This window comes from Rahnella sp. PCH160, assembly GCF_047784855.1.
Taxonomy (GTDB): domain Bacteria; phylum Pseudomonadota; class Gammaproteobacteria; order Enterobacterales; family Enterobacteriaceae; genus Rahnella.
The window spans coordinates 4,394,717-4,410,235 of sequence record NZ_JBLOGT010000001.1; the positions used below are offsets into that span (position 1 = coordinate 4,394,717).

General features: G+C 54.8%; 15 protein-coding genes and 1 riboswitch. Of the genes, 3 read left to right on the plus strand and 12 right to left on the minus strand.

Annotated features, from left to right (window positions below):
- Nucleotides 1–46: 46 nt before the first annotated feature.
- The gene (gene dusC / locus ACM5QY_RS20490) at nt 47–976 is read right to left on the minus strand and encodes a tRNA dihydrouridine(16) synthase DusC (RefSeq protein ID WP_416122452.1); all 930 of its coding nucleotides are present in this window, start codon (nt 974–976) and stop codon (nt 47–49) included.
- A gap of 58 nt (nt 977–1,034) precedes the next feature.
- Complete coding sequence (locus ACM5QY_RS20495; RefSeq protein ID WP_416122453.1) at nt 1,035–2,480, minus strand: MFS transporter; 1,446 nt, start codon at nt 2,478–2,480, stop codon at nt 1,035–1,037.
- Between the two features lie 120 nt (nt 2,481–2,600).
- Between ACM5QY_RS20495 and ACM5QY_RS20500 the strand changes: the two genes are divergently transcribed.
- Nucleotides 2,601–3,248 carry a helix-turn-helix transcriptional regulator gene (locus ACM5QY_RS20500; protein ID WP_416122454.1) on the plus strand — a complete coding sequence of 216 codons (648 nt, stop codon included), beginning with the start codon at nt 2,601–2,603 and terminating at the stop codon, nt 3,246–3,248.
- 59 nt (nt 3,249–3,307) lie between these two features.
- Here ACM5QY_RS20500 and rhlE read toward each other — a convergent pair whose 3' ends face one another.
- Nucleotides 3,308–4,708, minus strand: coding sequence for an ATP-dependent RNA helicase RhlE (rhlE, locus tag ACM5QY_RS20505; RefSeq protein WP_104922819.1), 1,401 nt, complete (start codon nt 4,706–4,708; stop codon nt 3,308–3,310).
- 378 nt (nt 4,709–5,086) lie between these two features.
- Here rhlE and mdtG point away from each other — a divergent pair, with 378 nt between their 5' ends.
- Nucleotides 5,087–6,292: a multidrug efflux MFS transporter MdtG gene (gene mdtG, locus ACM5QY_RS20510; protein ID WP_416122455.1), complete on the plus strand. Its 1,206-nt coding sequence runs from the start codon at nt 5,087–5,089 to the stop codon at nt 6,290–6,292.
- A 605-nt stretch (nt 6,293–6,897) separates the two neighbouring features.
- Here the strand turns inward: mdtG and ACM5QY_RS20515 are convergent.
- From ACM5QY_RS20515 to moaA, 6 genes are all read right to left on the minus strand, one after another.
- Nucleotides 6,898–7,608: a Bax inhibitor-1/YccA family protein gene (locus tag ACM5QY_RS20515; RefSeq protein WP_013576373.1), complete on the minus strand. Its 711-nt coding sequence runs from the start codon at nt 7,606–7,608 to the stop codon at nt 6,898–6,900.
- 117 nt (nt 7,609–7,725) lie between these two features.
- On the minus strand, nt 7,726–8,178 hold the full coding sequence (gene moaE, locus ACM5QY_RS20520) for a molybdopterin synthase catalytic subunit MoaE (protein WP_416122456.1): 453 nt from the start codon (nt 8,176–8,178) through the stop codon (nt 7,726–7,728).
- A gap of 1 nt (nt 8,179) precedes the next feature.
- The gene (gene moaD, locus ACM5QY_RS20525; protein ID WP_416122457.1) at nt 8,180–8,425 is read right to left on the minus strand and encodes a molybdopterin synthase sulfur carrier subunit; all 246 of its coding nucleotides are present in this window, start codon (nt 8,423–8,425) and stop codon (nt 8,180–8,182) included.
- The gene (moaC, locus tag ACM5QY_RS20530) at nt 8,422–8,925 is read right to left on the minus strand and encodes a cyclic pyranopterin monophosphate synthase MoaC (protein ID WP_416122458.1); all 504 of its coding nucleotides are present in this window, start codon (nt 8,923–8,925) and stop codon (nt 8,422–8,424) included. Before moaC ends, moaD begins: the two co-directional genes overlap by 4 nt.
- Nucleotides 8,926–8,927: 2 nt before the next feature.
- Nucleotides 8,928–9,440, minus strand: coding sequence for a molybdenum cofactor biosynthesis protein B (gene moaB, locus ACM5QY_RS20535; protein WP_416122459.1), 513 nt, complete (start codon nt 9,438–9,440; stop codon nt 8,928–8,930).
- A 31-nt stretch (nt 9,441–9,471) separates the two neighbouring features.
- On the minus strand, nt 9,472–10,458 hold the full coding sequence (gene moaA / locus ACM5QY_RS20540) for a GTP 3',8-cyclase MoaA (protein WP_416122460.1): 987 nt from the start codon (nt 10,456–10,458) through the stop codon (nt 9,472–9,474).
- Nucleotides 10,448–10,605, minus strand: a riboswitch (molybdenum cofactor riboswitch). Its footprint overlaps the gene before it by 11 nt.
- Before the next feature lie 297 nt (nt 10,606–10,902).
- On the opposite strand from moaA, the gene ACM5QY_RS20545 reads away from it, so the two are divergent.
- Entirely contained in the window at nt 10,903–11,811 is a 909-nt protein-coding gene (locus ACM5QY_RS20545; protein WP_416122461.1) for a gluconeogenesis factor YvcK family protein, read from the plus strand.
- A gap of 109 nt (nt 11,812–11,920) precedes the next feature.
- Here the strand turns inward: ACM5QY_RS20545 and ACM5QY_RS20550 are convergent, their stop codons facing one another.
- The 3 genes from ACM5QY_RS20550 to uvrB form a co-directional block, all read right to left on the minus strand.
- Nucleotides 11,921–12,442 (minus strand): isochorismatase family protein, encoded by a 522-nt coding sequence (locus tag ACM5QY_RS20550; RefSeq protein WP_416122462.1) that lies wholly within the window; start codon nt 12,440–12,442, stop codon nt 11,921–11,923.
- Between the two features lie 87 nt (nt 12,443–12,529).
- Nucleotides 12,530–12,898: a VF530 family protein gene (locus ACM5QY_RS20555; protein WP_416122463.1), complete on the minus strand. Its 369-nt coding sequence runs from the start codon at nt 12,896–12,898 to the stop codon at nt 12,530–12,532.
- A gap of 86 nt (nt 12,899–12,984) precedes the next feature.
- Nucleotides 12,985–14,991 carry an excinuclease ABC subunit UvrB gene (gene uvrB, locus ACM5QY_RS20560; protein ID WP_416122464.1) on the minus strand — a complete coding sequence of 669 codons (2,007 nt, stop codon included), beginning with the start codon at nt 14,989–14,991 and terminating at the stop codon, nt 12,985–12,987.
- Nucleotides 14,992–15,519 lie beyond the last annotated feature (528 nt).

Genomic DNA, 15,519 nt, shown 5'->3' on the forward strand with positions numbered 1-15,519 from the left:
TCCTCCATTTTTAAGCGTTGCCGCGTGGAGAAGACATGGATTCAGGTCACCGGTTAATGCGTCCGGCAATTTCCTTCGACGTCTTCAGCACGCGCACTTCAGTAAATAACTCGGTTGCCTCTTCGTACTCTTTACGCAGATAACTCAGCCACTGTTTGATACGCGCAACATGATACAAACCGGTATCGCCCTGCTTTTCCAGACGGGTGTATTTCTGCAAGAGCGTCATCACATCCGCCCACGGCATTCGCGATTCGTTGTATTTCACCACGCGGCTGAGATTGGGAATATTCAGTGCGCCGCGCCCGATCATAACTGCATCACAACCGGTCGTTTGCATACAGGCCTGCGCGCTGGCGTAATCCCAGATTTCACCGTTGGCGATCACCGGAATACTCAGCCGCTGGCGGATTTCGCCAATCGCCTGCCAGTTAATCCGCTCAGGCTTGTAACCGTCTTCTTTGGTGCGTCCGTGTACGGTGAGTTCTGTCGCGCCCGCATGCTGTACCGCGTCGGCAATTTCAAAACTACGTTCAAGAGAATCCCACCCCAGACGTACTTTTACCGTCACCGGTAAATGCGCAGGAACCGCAGCCCGCATGGCTTTTGCGCCCTGATAAATCAGCTCAGGGTCTTTGAGTAGCGTCGCACCTCCGCCGCTGCCGTTAACCATTTTCGACGGGCAGCCGCAGTTGAGATCGACGCCAAAAGAACCCAGTTCAGTGGCGCGGGCGGCGTTTTCTGCCAGCCATTCAGGATATTGCCCGAGAAGCTGCACACGTACGCGCGTGCCTGACGGCGTGCGGCTGTCGTGCAGTAATTCCGGGCACAGGCGATGGAAGACTTTGACGGGAAGCAGTTGATCCACCACACGTACAAACTCGGTGATGCACAAATCGTAGTCGTTCACTTCACTGAGAAGTTCACGAACCAGAGGATCAAGCACACCTTCCATCGGAGCCAGTAATACGCGCATCGCAGTTCAACCCTTAAAAATGACGCGCAAGATTACCGCAAGGCTCGCCTTCGGGCAATTATCCCTGTGACAAATCGGTGTTTAACGTTTCATTCACGCCGGTATTTCTTTGCCGCGCCCTGACGGAACGCAGGGCAATCCACACCGCCAGAAACGCCGGGACAGCAAACAGCAGGAACATCCAGAATGCGGCGTGGGCAGCGCCCGTATCGCCCTGATTCACGCCGGAGAAGTTAGCGACCGTTCCGGCCAGTGCCGCGCCAAGGGCAGCGGCGAAAGACTGCACGACAGTGATCGACGCTCCGGCTTTTTCGCGATCTTCTTCCGGTGCCTGTTGCAGCACGCGGGTCAGCAGATGCGGCCAGCCCAGCCCGATACCAAAACCGGCCAGCGTCAGCCCGAGCACAACACCGCTGATATTCAGCCACGGCACACCAAAAGCGACCGGTACGGTGAACAGCAATAACAGCAAACCGATAGCCAGAATCAGCGGACCGGAAACAATCGCGTTATCCGCCCGACGCCCTGTCCAGCCTGAGCTGGCCACTTCGCTTAATGTCCAGCCCGCCGCAGCGGCAGCCGTGATATATCCGGCGGCAAGCGGCGTCTGCCCGTGAAGATGTTGCAGCAAATAAGGCACAAACAGTTCGCAGCCCAGCCCGATAATCAGCAGTGACATCACCAGATACAGACCATAAAGCGGCGATGAGCGGCGCAGCGCATTACGCGGCAACAGCCTGACGTCGGCGGTAAATTCGCGGTGGCGCAGGATAAGCATCATCACGACCGCAATCACAAACCCGAGCAAATTCACCAGGCCGTGCGAAGACAAGCTGCCCGCCGAAACCACCAGCACCGCGCCGGTCAGCAGCGCCAGTTGCATCAGCGGCAGCGGCTCTTCCGGCTGTTTATCGCGCTGAGATTTTGGCAGGATCCGCCAGACCCACAGACCAAATAACGATGTGACCGGCAGGAGCAAGCCAAACGCCCAGCGCCACGCGTGCAGTTCAGCAAAAATGCCGCCCACCGCCGGGCCAACCAGCGTTGCGATCCCCCACATGGCGGAGATCAGCGCCATCGCGCGGGGCCAGAGAGACTCTTTAAAAAGAAGGTTGATCATCGCGTAAGACAGCGCGAACAGGAAACCGCCGCCCAGCCCCTGCAAGGCACGCCCGATAAGCAGCACCGGCATACTCGGCGCAACGGTACAAATCGCAGCGCCGGCGATGAAAATACCGGTGGCCATGAGATAACTGCCACGCGGTCCGGCGGTCCGCATCAGCCGCGCCGAAAGCGCCGAGCCGAGAATCGAGCAGACGACATACAGCGTGGTATTCCACGCATACCACGCCAGCCCGCCGATATCCTGCACGACAGAAGGTAAAATCGTGATCACGATGTAGCTGTTTGTGGCGTAAAGCGCGACACCGGCGCTCAGGGTGATGGCGCTGCCCCGGTTTTCAGCACTGAATAAATCCTTCCAGCCGCTCTGACTTTCCGACATTTCTGTTCGTCCCTTTGGTTTGTGTTTTCTGCACATTGAAGCGCGTTATGATTATGGTATGATTAAAACAAGAAACAACTTGGAATATGTTTTACATAATCTAGAACCCGGCGAGGCAATATGTCAAGTAACAACTTGGAAAATAAAAGCGACGTCCGGCAAAGCGTCGCTGAGCGCTTAATGACGCTGCTGAAAACCCGCGGGGAAATGCAGGCCAGCGATGCAGGTCATCTGCTGGGCACGACCGGCGAAGCAGCGCGGCAGCAATTCGTGAAGCTGGCAAAAGACGGCCTGGTGGAAGCCAACGCGATATCGCAGGGCGTCGGGCGTCCGGCGCAATACTGGCAACTGACCGCCAAAGGGCATGCGCACTTCCCCGATGCGCACGCAGATCTGACGGTACAACTTCTTCAGCTAATCCGCACGTCGTTGGGCGAATCGGCATTGGACCAGTTGATTACGTCGCGGGAAAGCCAGACGCTGGCAAATTACCGGCAGGCCATGAGTGGCGCAAGTTCGCTGGAAGAAAGGCTGCAACGTCTGACGGCCATCCGCACCCGCGAAGGGTATATGGCGGACTGGACATTGCAGGAGGACGGCAGCTATCTGTTTGTCGAAAACCACTGCCCGATTTGCGCCGCCGCGACAACCTGTCAGGGTTTTTGCCGCGCCGAACGGGATGTTTTCCGTGATGTGCTGGAGGCAAACGTCGAGCGCACCGAGCATATTTTGCAGGGCGCGCGCCGCTGTGCATATGTGATCCGTTAGCCGGATTTCAGGCGAAAAAAAACCGCCGGTAAAGGCGGTTGATTCAAGATTCAGAAATCTTATTTGTTGCCAGTGCCGCCGGTGCCGGTACGACGCTGGCCTGCATGTGCAGGACGCGAACGTGCCGGACGGTTTTCGCCGGAACCGCGGTTTTCAGACGTGCCGTTTGCCGCACGCTGACCACTACCGCCCGGACGCGGAGCGCCTGAACGTGGAGCACCAGAGCGTGGTGCGCCCGGACGCTGGCCCTGACGTGGTGCGCCACGACCGCCGCCACCGCTACCCTGACGACCATTGATGATCGGCTCAGCTTTGATGCTCAAATCTGGCTCATAACCCGGCAGTGCGATGCGTGGAATTTCACGCTTCAGCAGACGCTCGATGTCACGCAGCAGTTTATGTTCATCAACGCACACCAGAGAAACCGCTTCCCCGGTGGCTTCTGCACGGCCGGTACGGCCGATACGGTGAACGTAATCTTCCGGTACGTTTGGCAGTTCGTAGTTCACGACGTGCGGTAGCATATCGATATCCAGACCGCGCGCGGCGATATCGGTTGCGACCAGTACACGGACTGAACCGGCTTTGAAATCGGCCAGTGCACGGGTACGCGCGCCCTGACTTTTATTGCCATGAATCGCAGCGGCGGTGATGCCGTCTTTATTCAGTTGCTCAGCCAGGTGGTTGGCACCGTGTTTCGTCCGGTTGAACACCAGCACCTGTTTCCAGTTGCCTTCGCCAATCATCTGGGACAGCAGTTCTTTTTTGCGTTTCTTATCAACAAAGTGAACGGTCTGTTCAATTTGCTCAGAAGCGGTGTTACGACGCGCGACTTCAACAGAAGCCGGGTTAGTCAGCAGCTTGCTCGCCAGACCTTTGATCTCATCTGAGAAAGTGGCGGAGAACAGCAGGTTCTGACGCTTGGCAGGCAGTTTTGCCAGCACGCGGCGGATGTCGTGGATGAAACCCATGTCCAGCATACGGTCGGCTTCATCAAGCACTAAAATTTCAACCTGGGATAAATCAACAGCACGCTGATGTTCCAGATCCAGCAAACGACCCGGCGTTGCGATCAGAACATCTACGCCACCGCGCAGTTTCAACATCTGCGGGTTGATGCTCACACCACCAAATACGACCAGCGAACGCAGGGTCAGGTATTTGCTGTAAGCCTGGACGTTTTCGCCAATCTGCGCCGCCAGCTCACGGGTTGGGGTCAGGATCAGCGCACGAACCGGGCGACGTCCTTTGAATTGCGCGTTGGTATGGCTGAGCATGTTCAGCAGCGGCAGTGTAAAACCAGCGGTTTTACCGGTACCGGTCTGCGCGCTCGCCATCAGGTCACGACCTTCCAGCACAACAGGGATAGCCTGACGCTGAATAGGCGTAGGTTCACGATAGCCCTGTTCTTCAACAGCACGCAAAATTTCGGCACTTAAGCCGAGGGAATCAAATGACATATAAGGAAAAGCTCCAGTCCACTCTAACCCGAACGGGGTTCGGTGCAGTTTCAAGAGTGGATGATCAGACGAGGCAAATGAGGCATTACCACGAGGATTCGGCACAAACTGCAGTGCGCCAGTTGTGCGGATAGTAGCACAGAACGCCGCGCCGCGCGAAGTTATCTGCTTGCGGCCTGTAACCGGACGTGACAAAAGCAAACTTCTGTGACGCTTTTTGGCGGCATAATCTGCGGCAATAATCCGAAACTTTGATACAGGATAATCAATTATAAAGCTGATGAATGGCTTCCCACTTTTTGCGTCCCAATCCCTGGATTAGCTTGCTATGCTTCTTTCACTTTCATTCTTCTGTCCATAAGGCTGCACCGCTGTAACATGGAAACCTGGAAAATAAACTTAATTTCCGTCTGGCTCGGGTGTTTTTTTACCGGCATGGCGATGAGTCAAATCCTGCCTTTTCTACCGCTTTACATCGAACAGCTGGGTGTTACGTCTCATGAATCCCTGAGCCTGTGGTCCGGGCTGGTATTCAGCGGAACCTTCCTGGTTTCGGCTATTGTTGCGCCGCTGTGGGGCAGCCTGGCTGACCGCAAAGGCCGCAAGCTGATGCTCCTGCGCGCCGCACTGGGCATGGCGATTGTCATGATGTTGCAGGGCTTTGCGACGAACGTCTGGCAGCTTTTCATTTTGCGCACGCTGATGGGGCTGACCTCCGGTTACATTCCGAATGCAATGGCGCTGGTAGCCTCGCAGGTGCCGCGCGATAAAAGCGGCTGGGCGCTGGGGACGCTTTCAACTGGTCAGGTTTCCGGCGTCATTATCGGCCCGCTGCTGGGCGGCTTTATGGCTGACCATCTCGGCCTGCGCACGGTGTTTTTCGTCACCAGCGGCATGTTGTTTATCAGTTTCCTCATTACCTTTTTCCTGATCAAAGAGCGCGTAGTGCCGGTCACCAAGGCTAACCGTCTGAGCGGTAAAGCCGTGTTTACCACGCTGCCCTACCCGTGGCTGATTGTCAGCCTGTTCGTCACCACCATGATGATCCAGCTGGCTAACGGCTCTATCAGCCCGATACTGACGTTGTTTATCCGCGAGCTTTCTTCCGATACCAGCAATATCGCGTTTATCAGCGGCGTGATTGCTGCCGTTCCCGGCGTTTCGGCATTACTCGCCGCGCCCAAACTGGGTAAACTCGGCGACCGTATCGGCGCGCACCGGATACTCATTGCCGCGCTGGTCTTTTGTTTCCTGCTGTTCTGTCTGATGGCGCTGATCAAAACTCCCATACAGCTCGGCATTCTGCGTTTCATGCTCGGCTTCGGCGATGGCGCGTTAATGCCAGCGGTACAGGCGTTGCTGGTGAAATACAGCAGCGATAAGGTGACCGGCCGGATATTTGGGTATAACCAGTCGTTTATGTACCTCGGGAATGTTATCGGGCCATTGATTGGTTCCAGCGCCTCCGCGCTGTTCGGATTCCGTTGGGTGTTTATCGTAACGGCGATTCTGGTGCTGTTTAACACCGTGCAGGTGTGGTGGAGTTTCCGGCAAGTCCCGACAGGGAGGGTGAGGATGCCGTGACCGGGGGTTGGAGCCATTTGGAAATGGTGAAACTTTCTGATTTAAAAATTGATCGAGACGATTTCGGTTTTTCAATGGCGGTGATGGATGCTGGCTGGTTTTGATTTGCTCCTTCCCCTCTCACGAGGGGAAGGCCGGGATGGGGTGTTGGTTGTAACGACTCAGTTGCCAGCTAAACCCCTCCCAACCTCCCCCTTCGCAGGGGGAGGAGCAAACCAATCGATTGTTATCTTTGAAAAATACTATCTGGCGCGCTCAGAAATTTTGCTGACCGAGGGTTCGAGACCACAAGGCTCGAAGCCCGTAGGGAAGGTACCGCGTAGCGGCAAGGTTTCGCGCCACGAGCCGATCTACCAGAACATGTCCATCGCCCCAGCGAGCGATAGCGCGTAGTAAAAAGACGCGAGAGATCCAAGAGAGGCCCGTCCTGGCCTCTTTTGGTCGGTTTCGGCGCTGCGAGTCAAGCGATCACCGCCATTGAAAAACCGAAACTTTCTCGATCTGCTTTAAACCCAGGCGCAGCCCCCAAGCCGCTAATGCCCGGCACTGTCATAAAAAAAGGGCGCTTATCAGCGCCCCTCTCAAAAGTTTGAAATCAAAAACAATTACCGACGGTTACCGAAAATCCGTAACAACATCAGGAACAGGTTGATGAAATCCAGATACAACGTCAGTGCGCCCACAATCGAATACTTGCGGAAATTATCACGGTCATCTGCCGACAGTTGCGCACCCATGTTTTTCAGCTTCTGGGTGTCATACGCAGTCAGACCGACGAAGATCAGCACACCTGCGTAGGAAATGATGTTCGCAAGGCCCGAACTTTTCAGCCACATGTTGACCAGCGATGCCAGCACCAGACCAATCAGCGCCATGAACAACATGCTGCCAATGCCGGTTAAATCACGCTTGGTCACATAACCGTAAACGCTCATCGCACCAAACATTCCCGCAGCCACGATGAATGTCCCGAAAATGGAATCACCGGTGTAGACCAGGAAAATGCTGGAAAGCGTCAGACCGGTCAGGGCGGAATACAACATGAACAGGCCGGTGGCGACCGTCCCGCTCAGGCGATTCACCATGCCTGAAATCACGAAGACCAGCGCCAGTTGGGCGATGATCAAACCAAAGAACGTAATCTGGCTGGAAAAAACAAAACTCATGATTTTTTCGGAGCCGGAAGCATACCAGGCAACAAATGCCGTCAGCAGTAAGCCACAGAACATCCAGCCATACACTTGCGCCATGTACGCCTGAATGCCCGTATTTGCGCGTTCAACAATTGAACCGTTACTACGTGGATATCGATCCATGATGATTACCCTTTTGCATGGAGGACAATAATGAGGCCATAACAGCCTCCCGATTTTTAAAGCGTATCACAGTTACAGAGAAAAGCATGGGAGGAGTCAGTGCGGTTGACCCCCTATTTACCAGCGCGCCGCCGCAGCTTTATCGCTGTCACGGGCATCAACCCAGCGGTCGCCCTCTTCCGTCGCCTCGCGCTTCCAGAACGGAGCCCGCGTTTTCAGCTGATCCATAATAAATTCATTGGCTTCAAACGCCATTCCGCGGTGAGCGCTGGTGACACCGACAAACACAATTTCATCACCCGGATACATCGGGCCCACGCGGTGATAAACAGAAACACTTTGCAAAGGCCAGCGCGCACGCGCCTGTCCGACAATTTCCGCCAGCGCTTTTTCGGTCATACCCGGATAATGTTCCAGCGTCAGTGCCGTCACGTGACTGCCCAGATTGTGATTGCGCACTTTACCGGTGAACGTCACCACCGCACCGTCGGCGTTCGATTGCGCCAGCCAGTTGTACTCTTCGCCAACGTTAAACGGGGCGGCATCAACAACAATTTTTGTCCTGTCCATCTCAGCCCCCGGTCACGGGCGGGAAGAACGCCACTTCGTCGCCCGCCGTCAGCGGATGCGCCATGGTGGTCAGCGTCTGATTAACCGCCACCAGCAATTTGCCGGATTCCAGCGCCAGCGCCCAGCGGTCGCCGCGTCCGGTCAGGGAATGGCGTAAGTCTTCCACGGTAGAAAAATCAGCCGGCAGTTGCAGGCTGGACGTCCCGGTTAATTCGCGAACCTGGGCGAAGAATAAAATGTCGATCATAATTCCACCTTACTTTCCGCCTTACTTTCCACCTTAAAGTCCCCGGATTTACCGCCGCTTTTTTCCAGCAGACGGATCGGGCCGATCACCATGTCTTTTTGAACGGCTTTGCACATGTCGTAGATGGTCAGCGCGGCGACAGAAGCCGCCGTCAGCGCTTCCATTTCCACGCCGGTTTTGCCGCTTAACCGGCAACGGGATTCGATGCGGACGCGGTTATGTTCCGGCTGCGCCTCCAGATTAACTTCCACTTTGGTCAGCAACAGCGGATGACACAAAGGGATCAGATCCCAGGTTTTCTTGGCAGCCTGAATTCCGGCGATGCGCGCGGTAGCAAACACATCCCCTTTGTGATGGTTGCCGTTAATGATCATCGCCAGCGTTTTGGCAGCCATCTCAACAAAAGCTTCGGCGCGGGCTTCGCGAACCGTTTCGGCTTTGCCGGAAACATCCACCATGTGGGCATCACCGGACGCATTAATGTGGGTTAATTCAGACATGCTTATTTCTTCAAATGTGGGGTGAAATTGCACGGACCCTGACGGGCATCGAGCTGCGCTTCAATGATGTTTTCCCAGGCAGTCTGGCACGCGCGGGTTGAACCGGGCATGGCAAAAATCACCGTTTGATTGGCAATACCGCCGATGGCGCGCGACTGAATGGTCGAGGTGCCGATATCTTCGAAAGACACCATGCGGAACAGCTCGCCGAAACCTTCAATTTCACGGTCAAATAACGGCTTCAGGGCTTCCGGCGTATTATTTCCGGCATTAAAACCGGTGCCGCCGTTGATCAGAATGGCCTGAATTGTTTCATCTGCAATCCACGCAGAAACCACGGCGCGGATGCTGTAAATGCTTTCTTTAACGATCTGCTGCGCCACGACGTGGTGGCCGCCTTCGGTCACGGCTTCTTTCAGGTAATGGCCGGAGGTGTCTTCATCGTCGGTGCGGCGGTCGGAAACCGTCATGATCGCGACAGATAAAGGCAAAAATTCTTTGCTGGCTTTGCTCATCAGTTTGCTCCTTAAACGATTAATGCCGGACTCAGCCGCCGATAAACGACAGGTTCTGGGTAATACCGGTATTGCCTTCATGCAGGAAGTGCGTCTGTTTTTTACGGCTGAGACCGCCCTGGATCCTCTCCATCAAATCGTCCTGCTGGAGGTCGTCGGCCAGTAAATCGCGCAGAGGAATGCCCTGCTCGCCGAACAGACACAAATGCAGATTGCCGGTCGCGGACACGCGCAGGCGGTTGCAGCTGACACAAAAGTCTTTTTCATACGGCATGATCAGGCCGATTTCGCCCAGATAATCCGGATGGCTGAACACCTGCGCCGGGCCGTCACTGCGTGAGCGAATCTGCAACTGCCAGCCCTGACGGACAAGCTGTTCGCGCAGGACTTCGCCGGAAACATGATGTTTGCGGAACAGCTCGCCGCCGTCGCCGGTTTCCATCAGCTCAATGAAACGCAGCTGAATCGGGCGGGTTTTAATCCAGTCGAGGAAGGTGCTGAGGCTGGCGTGATTCACATCGCGCATCAGAACGGTATTGACTTTGACCTTGCTGAAACCGGCGTCAAACGCGGCATCAATTCCGGCCATCACGTCGCGGAATTTATCCTGCCCGGTGATGGCGTGAAACTGGCGGGCATCAAGGCTGTCAACGCTGACGTTAATGTTGGTCAGCCCGGCATCGCGCCATTTGCTGATATCACGCGCCATGCGGTAACCGTTAGTGGTCACCGCCAGCGTTTTAATCGAGGGGTTTTCGCGGACTGCGGCAATGATGTCGCTGAAATCGCGGCGCAGCGACGGTTCTCCACCGGTCAGGCGCACTTTTTCCGTTCCCAGATTGGCGAACGCGCGACTGACCCGACGGATTTCATCGAGCGAAAGAAAGCTTTTATTGCTGTGCCCGTGCGGCTTGTAACCGTCCGGCAGACAATAGGTGCAACGGAAATTGCACACGTCAGTGATCGACAGCCGCAAGTAATAAAACTTGCGGGCAAAAGCATCAGTAAGTTGAAGCACCTAAACACCTTTCCAAATACGGGAGATGCTGGCATTTCTGCCATGCACCCTGGTGACTGATTGTCACGGCCAGAGCTCCATATTGTTTCTGTGGGAACAACGTCAGAAAGGCAACTTAGGAACAAAGGCTAGGAGTTGATTCAACACGTTCAGTGCAGAACGACGAAGAATTCGGGTAACGGCCTACAGTTTAGCGCTCCAAAGTCCGGATCGCCAAGATGGTTTTTCGTTATGCATTTTGATATATAACGTTTTTTCGCGACAAAAGTGCGCATTTTCAACGATAAAAGCGCTTGGTTTTGAATGCGCTGAGCGTGCTGAGAAGTGATAACATCCTGTTGCAAAATTGGGTAAAATCCCCCTGCAAAATTATTATCCGCTACATTATTTATTGTGCCCAACGCACGCTCTGCTCTCACCTCTGGCCGCTTCACAAGGATCTTTATGCGTAATCGAACATTAGCTGACCTCGACCGGGTGGTGGCTTTAGGTGGAGGCCACGGACTGGGACGCGTGATGTCTTCTCTTTCCTCGCTGGGCCCGCGCCTGACCGGCATTGTGACCACCACGGACAACGGCGGTTCGACCGGCAGAATCCGCCGCTCGGTGGGCGGCATTGCCTGGGGCGATATGCGCAACTGCCTTAATCAGCTGATCACCGAACCAAGTTTAGCTTCAGCGATGTTCGAATACCGCTTCAGCGGCCAGGGCGAACTGGACGGGCATAACCTGGGTAACCTGATGCTGCGCGCGCTGGATCACCTGACCGTCCGTCCGCTTGAAGCGATCAATCTGGTGCGCAGTCTGCTGAAAGTGGACGCCGAGCTGATTCCGATGTCCGAACAGCCGGTGGATTTAGCGGCGATTGATGCCGCCGGTGAGCGGGTTCACGGTGAAGTGAATGTCGATAAACTGACACAGATCCCACGCGAATTGCTGCTGGAGCCACAGGTTCCGGCCACACGCGAAGCGTTACAGGCGATTGCCGAAGCGAATCTTATTCTGATCGGCCCCGGCAGTTTTTTTACCAGCCTGATGCCCCTGTTGCTGATGGAAGATCTCACCACCGCCCTGCGCCGCAGCCGTGCGCACATCGTGTATGTCGGAAATCTGGGGAAAGAGCTGAGCGTGGCGGCGGCGTCCCTGACGCTTGACGACAAACTGGACATGATTGAAAAACGCATTGGCCGCCGCGCGGATGCGGCGATTGTCGGCCCGAAAGTGACGCTGGGCGACAGCGCCCAGGCGCATCTGATTATTCAAAGCCCGCTGGAAGCCCGCGATATTCCTTACCGTCATGACCGCGATTTACTGCGTCTGGCGGTAGAAGAAGCGCTGCAAAAGATGCACTGAAACGGAGAAATCGGGTTATGAGAAACCTGATTCTAATAAACCTGAAGACGAAAGGCCGCGCGATGCGGCCTTTTTTACGTTTGCTGTTACAGACGAAATGCGAAACTGATTACCAGTCTGCCAGGATCTCTGCGGTGGTTTTCACGGTCACCGGGTTTCCCGGCACGGATAATTCGCGCCAGACTTCGTTGTGCTGGCCAATCAGCTGCTGAGCCGTGGCGTGCGTTCTGTCGCCGGTGGTATGCGCGTCGGAAGCAACGGTCACCGCGTAGCCTTTGCTGGCGGCGACTTTAATGGTGGTATCCACGCAGTAATCTGTCGCGCAACCGCACACCGTAAAGCCCGTCGCATTGAGATCTTTCAGCACATCGTCAAGCCGGGTGCGGTAGAAAGAATCACAGGCGGTTTTGGTGACGGAAATGGCATCTGCCGGCTGATGAAGTTCAGGCAAAACCTGCCAGTGTTCGCTGCCCTCGGTCATTTCACCTTCGGCGTGCTGGATAAATACAGTGCGCCCCGCCCGGTCAATTAACTGGTTAATCAGCGCGGCACGCCCGCTGCGGTCATAACGTGGCGACGCGAACACGCCGTTTTGCATATCCACCACGATCAGTACATTTTGTTCTGCCACATTTCCCTCAGCACAATGAAAAAGCCCCGCTTCACTGTACAGATCGCGGGGCTTTTTCGCAGTTCAAAAAACCGGTGGAAACGGCTGTTATTTTTTGGTCAGCGGATGATTATTCCACGGACTGTCAGCGGCAGGAGTCGCGGTGCTGACTTTCGGTTTCTGCGGTTTTTCGGCGGATAACGGTGTGCGGCGTTTACTGCGCGTCAGGTCGGAACGCAAATGGCCTTCGATGAAATCCAGATACAGCGTTTCCACTTCCTTGCGCGCCCACGGCGTGCGGCGCAAAAATTTCAGGCTGGACTTGACGCTCGGATCGCTTTTAAAACAGTTGATATTGACCTGCGAGGCCAGTGCTGGCCAGCCAAAATTATCCACCAGCGTTGTCAGCAGTTTTTCCAGCGTGACGCCGTGCAGCGGATCTTTCGCCGCGCCGGGATTTTGTGGTGTATCAGTCATTGGCTCACTCATCGTTATAAATTTGGCCGCGCAGTCTATCACTAATCTTCCCGCCATACTTCAATGCGAAGCATGACGGGGTTTACTCAGGACAGGGCAATAAACTGCTCGCGCAGGGCGTGGAGCTCGTCGCGGGTATTGGCCGCTTCTTCGAACTCCAGATTCTGGGCGTGTGCATACATTTTGCTTTCCAGTTCCTTGATGCGTTGCTCCAGCGCTTTTGGCGTAAGCGATTTGTAGGTTTGCGCCGCTTCGGCATCGCGTTTGTCTTTGTTCTTTTTGGTCTTCGGCTGGCCCAGTTGCAGAATATCGGAAATCTTCTTGTTCAGGCCCATCGGCGTAATGCCGTTTTCCAGATTGTAGGCTTCCTGTTTCGCACGACGACGCTCGGTTTCTTCAATCGCCCTGGCCATCGAGTTGGTAATTCTGTCGCCATACAAAATGGCTTTCCCGTTGAGGTTACGCGCCGCACGGCCAATGGTCTGGATAAGCGAACGTTCAGAACGCAGGAAGCCCTCTTTGTCTGCATCCAGTATCGCCACCAGCGAAACTTCCGGCATGTCCAGCCCTTCCCTCAGCAAGTTGATGCCCACCAGCACATCGAATTCACCGAGACGCAAATCGCGGATAATCTCCACGCGCTCGACGGTGTCGATATCAGAATGCAGGTAACGCACCTTCTCTCCGTGTTCTTCCAGATACTCGGTCAAATCCTCAGCCATGCGTTTGGTCAGCGTAGTGACCAGCACACGCTCATTGACGGCCACGCGTTTGCGGATTTCTGAAAGCAGGTCATCCACCTGCGTGGTGACCGGACGCACTTCGATGATCGGGTCAAGCAATCCGGTCGGACGTACCACCTGATCGACCACGTCATCACCGGATTTTTCCAGCTCATATTTACCCGGCGTGGCGGACACATATATCGTCTGTGGCGCCAGCGCTTCAAATTCTTCAAAGCGCATCGGGCGGTTATCCAGCGCCGATGGCAGGCGGAAACCATATTCCACCAGCGTTTCTTTACGCGAGCGGTCGCCTTTGTACATCCCGCCGATTTGCGGAATGGTGACGTGGGATTCGTCGACGATCAGTAAACCGTCGGCGGGCAAATAGTCGAACAGCGTCGGCGGCGGCTCGCCGGGGCCGCGCCCGGACAGATACCGTGAATAGTTTTCGATACCCGAGCAATAGCCCAGCTCATTCATCATTTCGAGGTCAAACTGTGTACGCTGGCTGAGGCGCTGCTCTTCGAGCAGTTTGTTATTGTCCAGCAGCACCTTACGGCGCTCGGCCAGATCGACTTTGATCTCTTCCATCGCCTGCAAAATACGTTCGCGCGGGGTGACGTAGTGCGTTTTCGGGTAAATCGTGAAACGCGGCACTTCATGCTGAACCTGGCCGGTCAGCGGATCAAACAGGGAAAGCCGCTCGACTTCCTGATCAAAAAGCTCAATGCGCAGCGCCAGATCGTCCGATTCTGCCGGGAAAACATCAATCACTTCGCCGCGCACGCGGAAAGTACTGCGCTGGAAAGCCTGATCGTTGCGGGCATATTGCAGCTCGGCCAGACGGCGCACGATCGCACGCTGATCAATGATCATCCCTTTGGTCAGGTGAAGCATCATTTTCAGATACAGATCCGGATCACCCAGACCGTAAATCGCCGAAACCGACGCCACCACGATGACATCACGGCGCTCAAGCAGCGCTTTGGTGGCCGAAAGCCGCATCTGCTCGATGTGTTCGTTCACCGAGGAATCTTTTTCGATAAACGTGTCCGAACTCGGCACGTATGCTTCGGGCTGATAGTAATCGTAGTAAGAAACAAAATATTCGACGGCGTTCTCCGGGAAGAACTCTTTCATTTCACCATACAGCTGCGCCGCGAGGGTTTTGTTCGGTGCAAGAACCATCGTGGGGCGGTTCAGGTCAGCAATCACATTCGCCACGGTAAAAGTCTTACCGGAACCGGTAACGCCGAGCAACGTCTGATGCGCCAGACCGTTCTCCAGCCCTTCTTCCAGACGGCGTATGGCCTCAGGCTGATCGCCTGAAGGCTGAAATTCAGAATGCAGTTTGAACTCTTTACTCATGACGGGCTACCTGGCTGAAATGAAAACGCATAAGGCCGGACATCGGGCGCTCACGGAAAAACAGTATGAAAGACTCCGTGAATTTTGCCAGCCTTGATTTTACCGCCTTATAATACTGTATATAAAACCAGCCTCCAATCGATAAAAATCGCCGGGGATTTAACAGGTTGCTACATCTGCACTTTTTTAGGTTATTGCGAATAATAATTCTCACCATCAGATGACAATTATCCCCAAAATTTTTCATCCATTAACTTTCTGACCACAGGTTGACGAATTCTGACACAACTATGACGAACGAATCACGGGCGTATTGCTTTTAACTAACTGACTGATTATAAACGACATCATTAAAAAGCTGCGAATACGGGCAAAGTAAGCACAACCCGCGCCCTGACTCGTCTGTAGCTACTTTTCTCACGCTCATGCACATGGTTATCCACAGGAATAGTGGATAAGTCTCAGCGCGCCCCGCGCTGCGGGAGTTGGCAAAAAGTGCACTTCGGACGCCGGAGAGGGGATCAGCAT

Excerpts from the sequence above, each read along its gene's own strand:
- rhlE (WP_104922819.1), bottom strand. The coding sequence starts at position 4,708 with ATGTCATTTGATTCCCTCGGCTTAAGTGCCGAAATTTTGCGTGCTGTT.
- ACM5QY_RS20515 (WP_013576373.1), bottom strand. The coding sequence starts at position 7,608 with ATGGATCGATATCCACGTAGTAACGGTTCAATTGTTGAACGCGCAAAT.
- ACM5QY_RS20500 (WP_416122454.1), top strand. The coding sequence starts at position 2,601 with ATGTCAAGTAACAACTTGGAAAATAAAAGCGACGTCCGGCAAAGCGTC.
- dusC (WP_416122452.1), bottom strand. The coding sequence starts at position 976 with ATGCGCGTATTACTGGCTCCGATGGAAGGTGTGCTTGATCCTCTGGTT.
- moaD (WP_416122457.1), bottom strand. The coding sequence starts at position 8,425 with ATGATCGACATTTTATTCTTCGCCCAGGTTCGCGAATTAACCGGGACG.
- moaC (WP_416122458.1), bottom strand. The coding sequence starts at position 8,925 with ATGTCTGAATTAACCCACATTAATGCGTCCGGTGATGCCCACATGGTG.
- moaE (WP_416122456.1), bottom strand. The coding sequence starts at position 8,178 with ATGGACAGGACAAAAATTGTTGTTGATGCCGCCCCGTTTAACGTTGGC.
- mdtG (WP_416122455.1), top strand. The coding sequence starts at position 5,087 with ATGGAAACCTGGAAAATAAACTTAATTTCCGTCTGGCTCGGGTGTTTT.
- ACM5QY_RS20495 (WP_416122453.1), bottom strand. The coding sequence starts at position 2,480 with ATGTCGGAAAGTCAGAGCGGCTGGAAGGATTTATTCAGTGCTGAAAAC.
- uvrB (WP_416122464.1), bottom strand. The coding sequence starts at position 14,991 with ATGAGTAAAGAGTTCAAACTGCATTCTGAATTTCAGCCTTCAGGCGAT.
- ACM5QY_RS20545 (WP_416122461.1), top strand. The coding sequence starts at position 10,903 with ATGCGTAATCGAACATTAGCTGACCTCGACCGGGTGGTGGCTTTAGGT.
- moaB (WP_416122459.1), bottom strand. The coding sequence starts at position 9,440 with ATGAGCAAAGCCAGCAAAGAATTTTTGCCTTTATCTGTCGCGATCATG.
- ACM5QY_RS20555 (WP_416122463.1), bottom strand. The coding sequence starts at position 12,898 with ATGACTGATACACCACAAAATCCCGGCGCGGCGAAAGATCCGCTGCAC.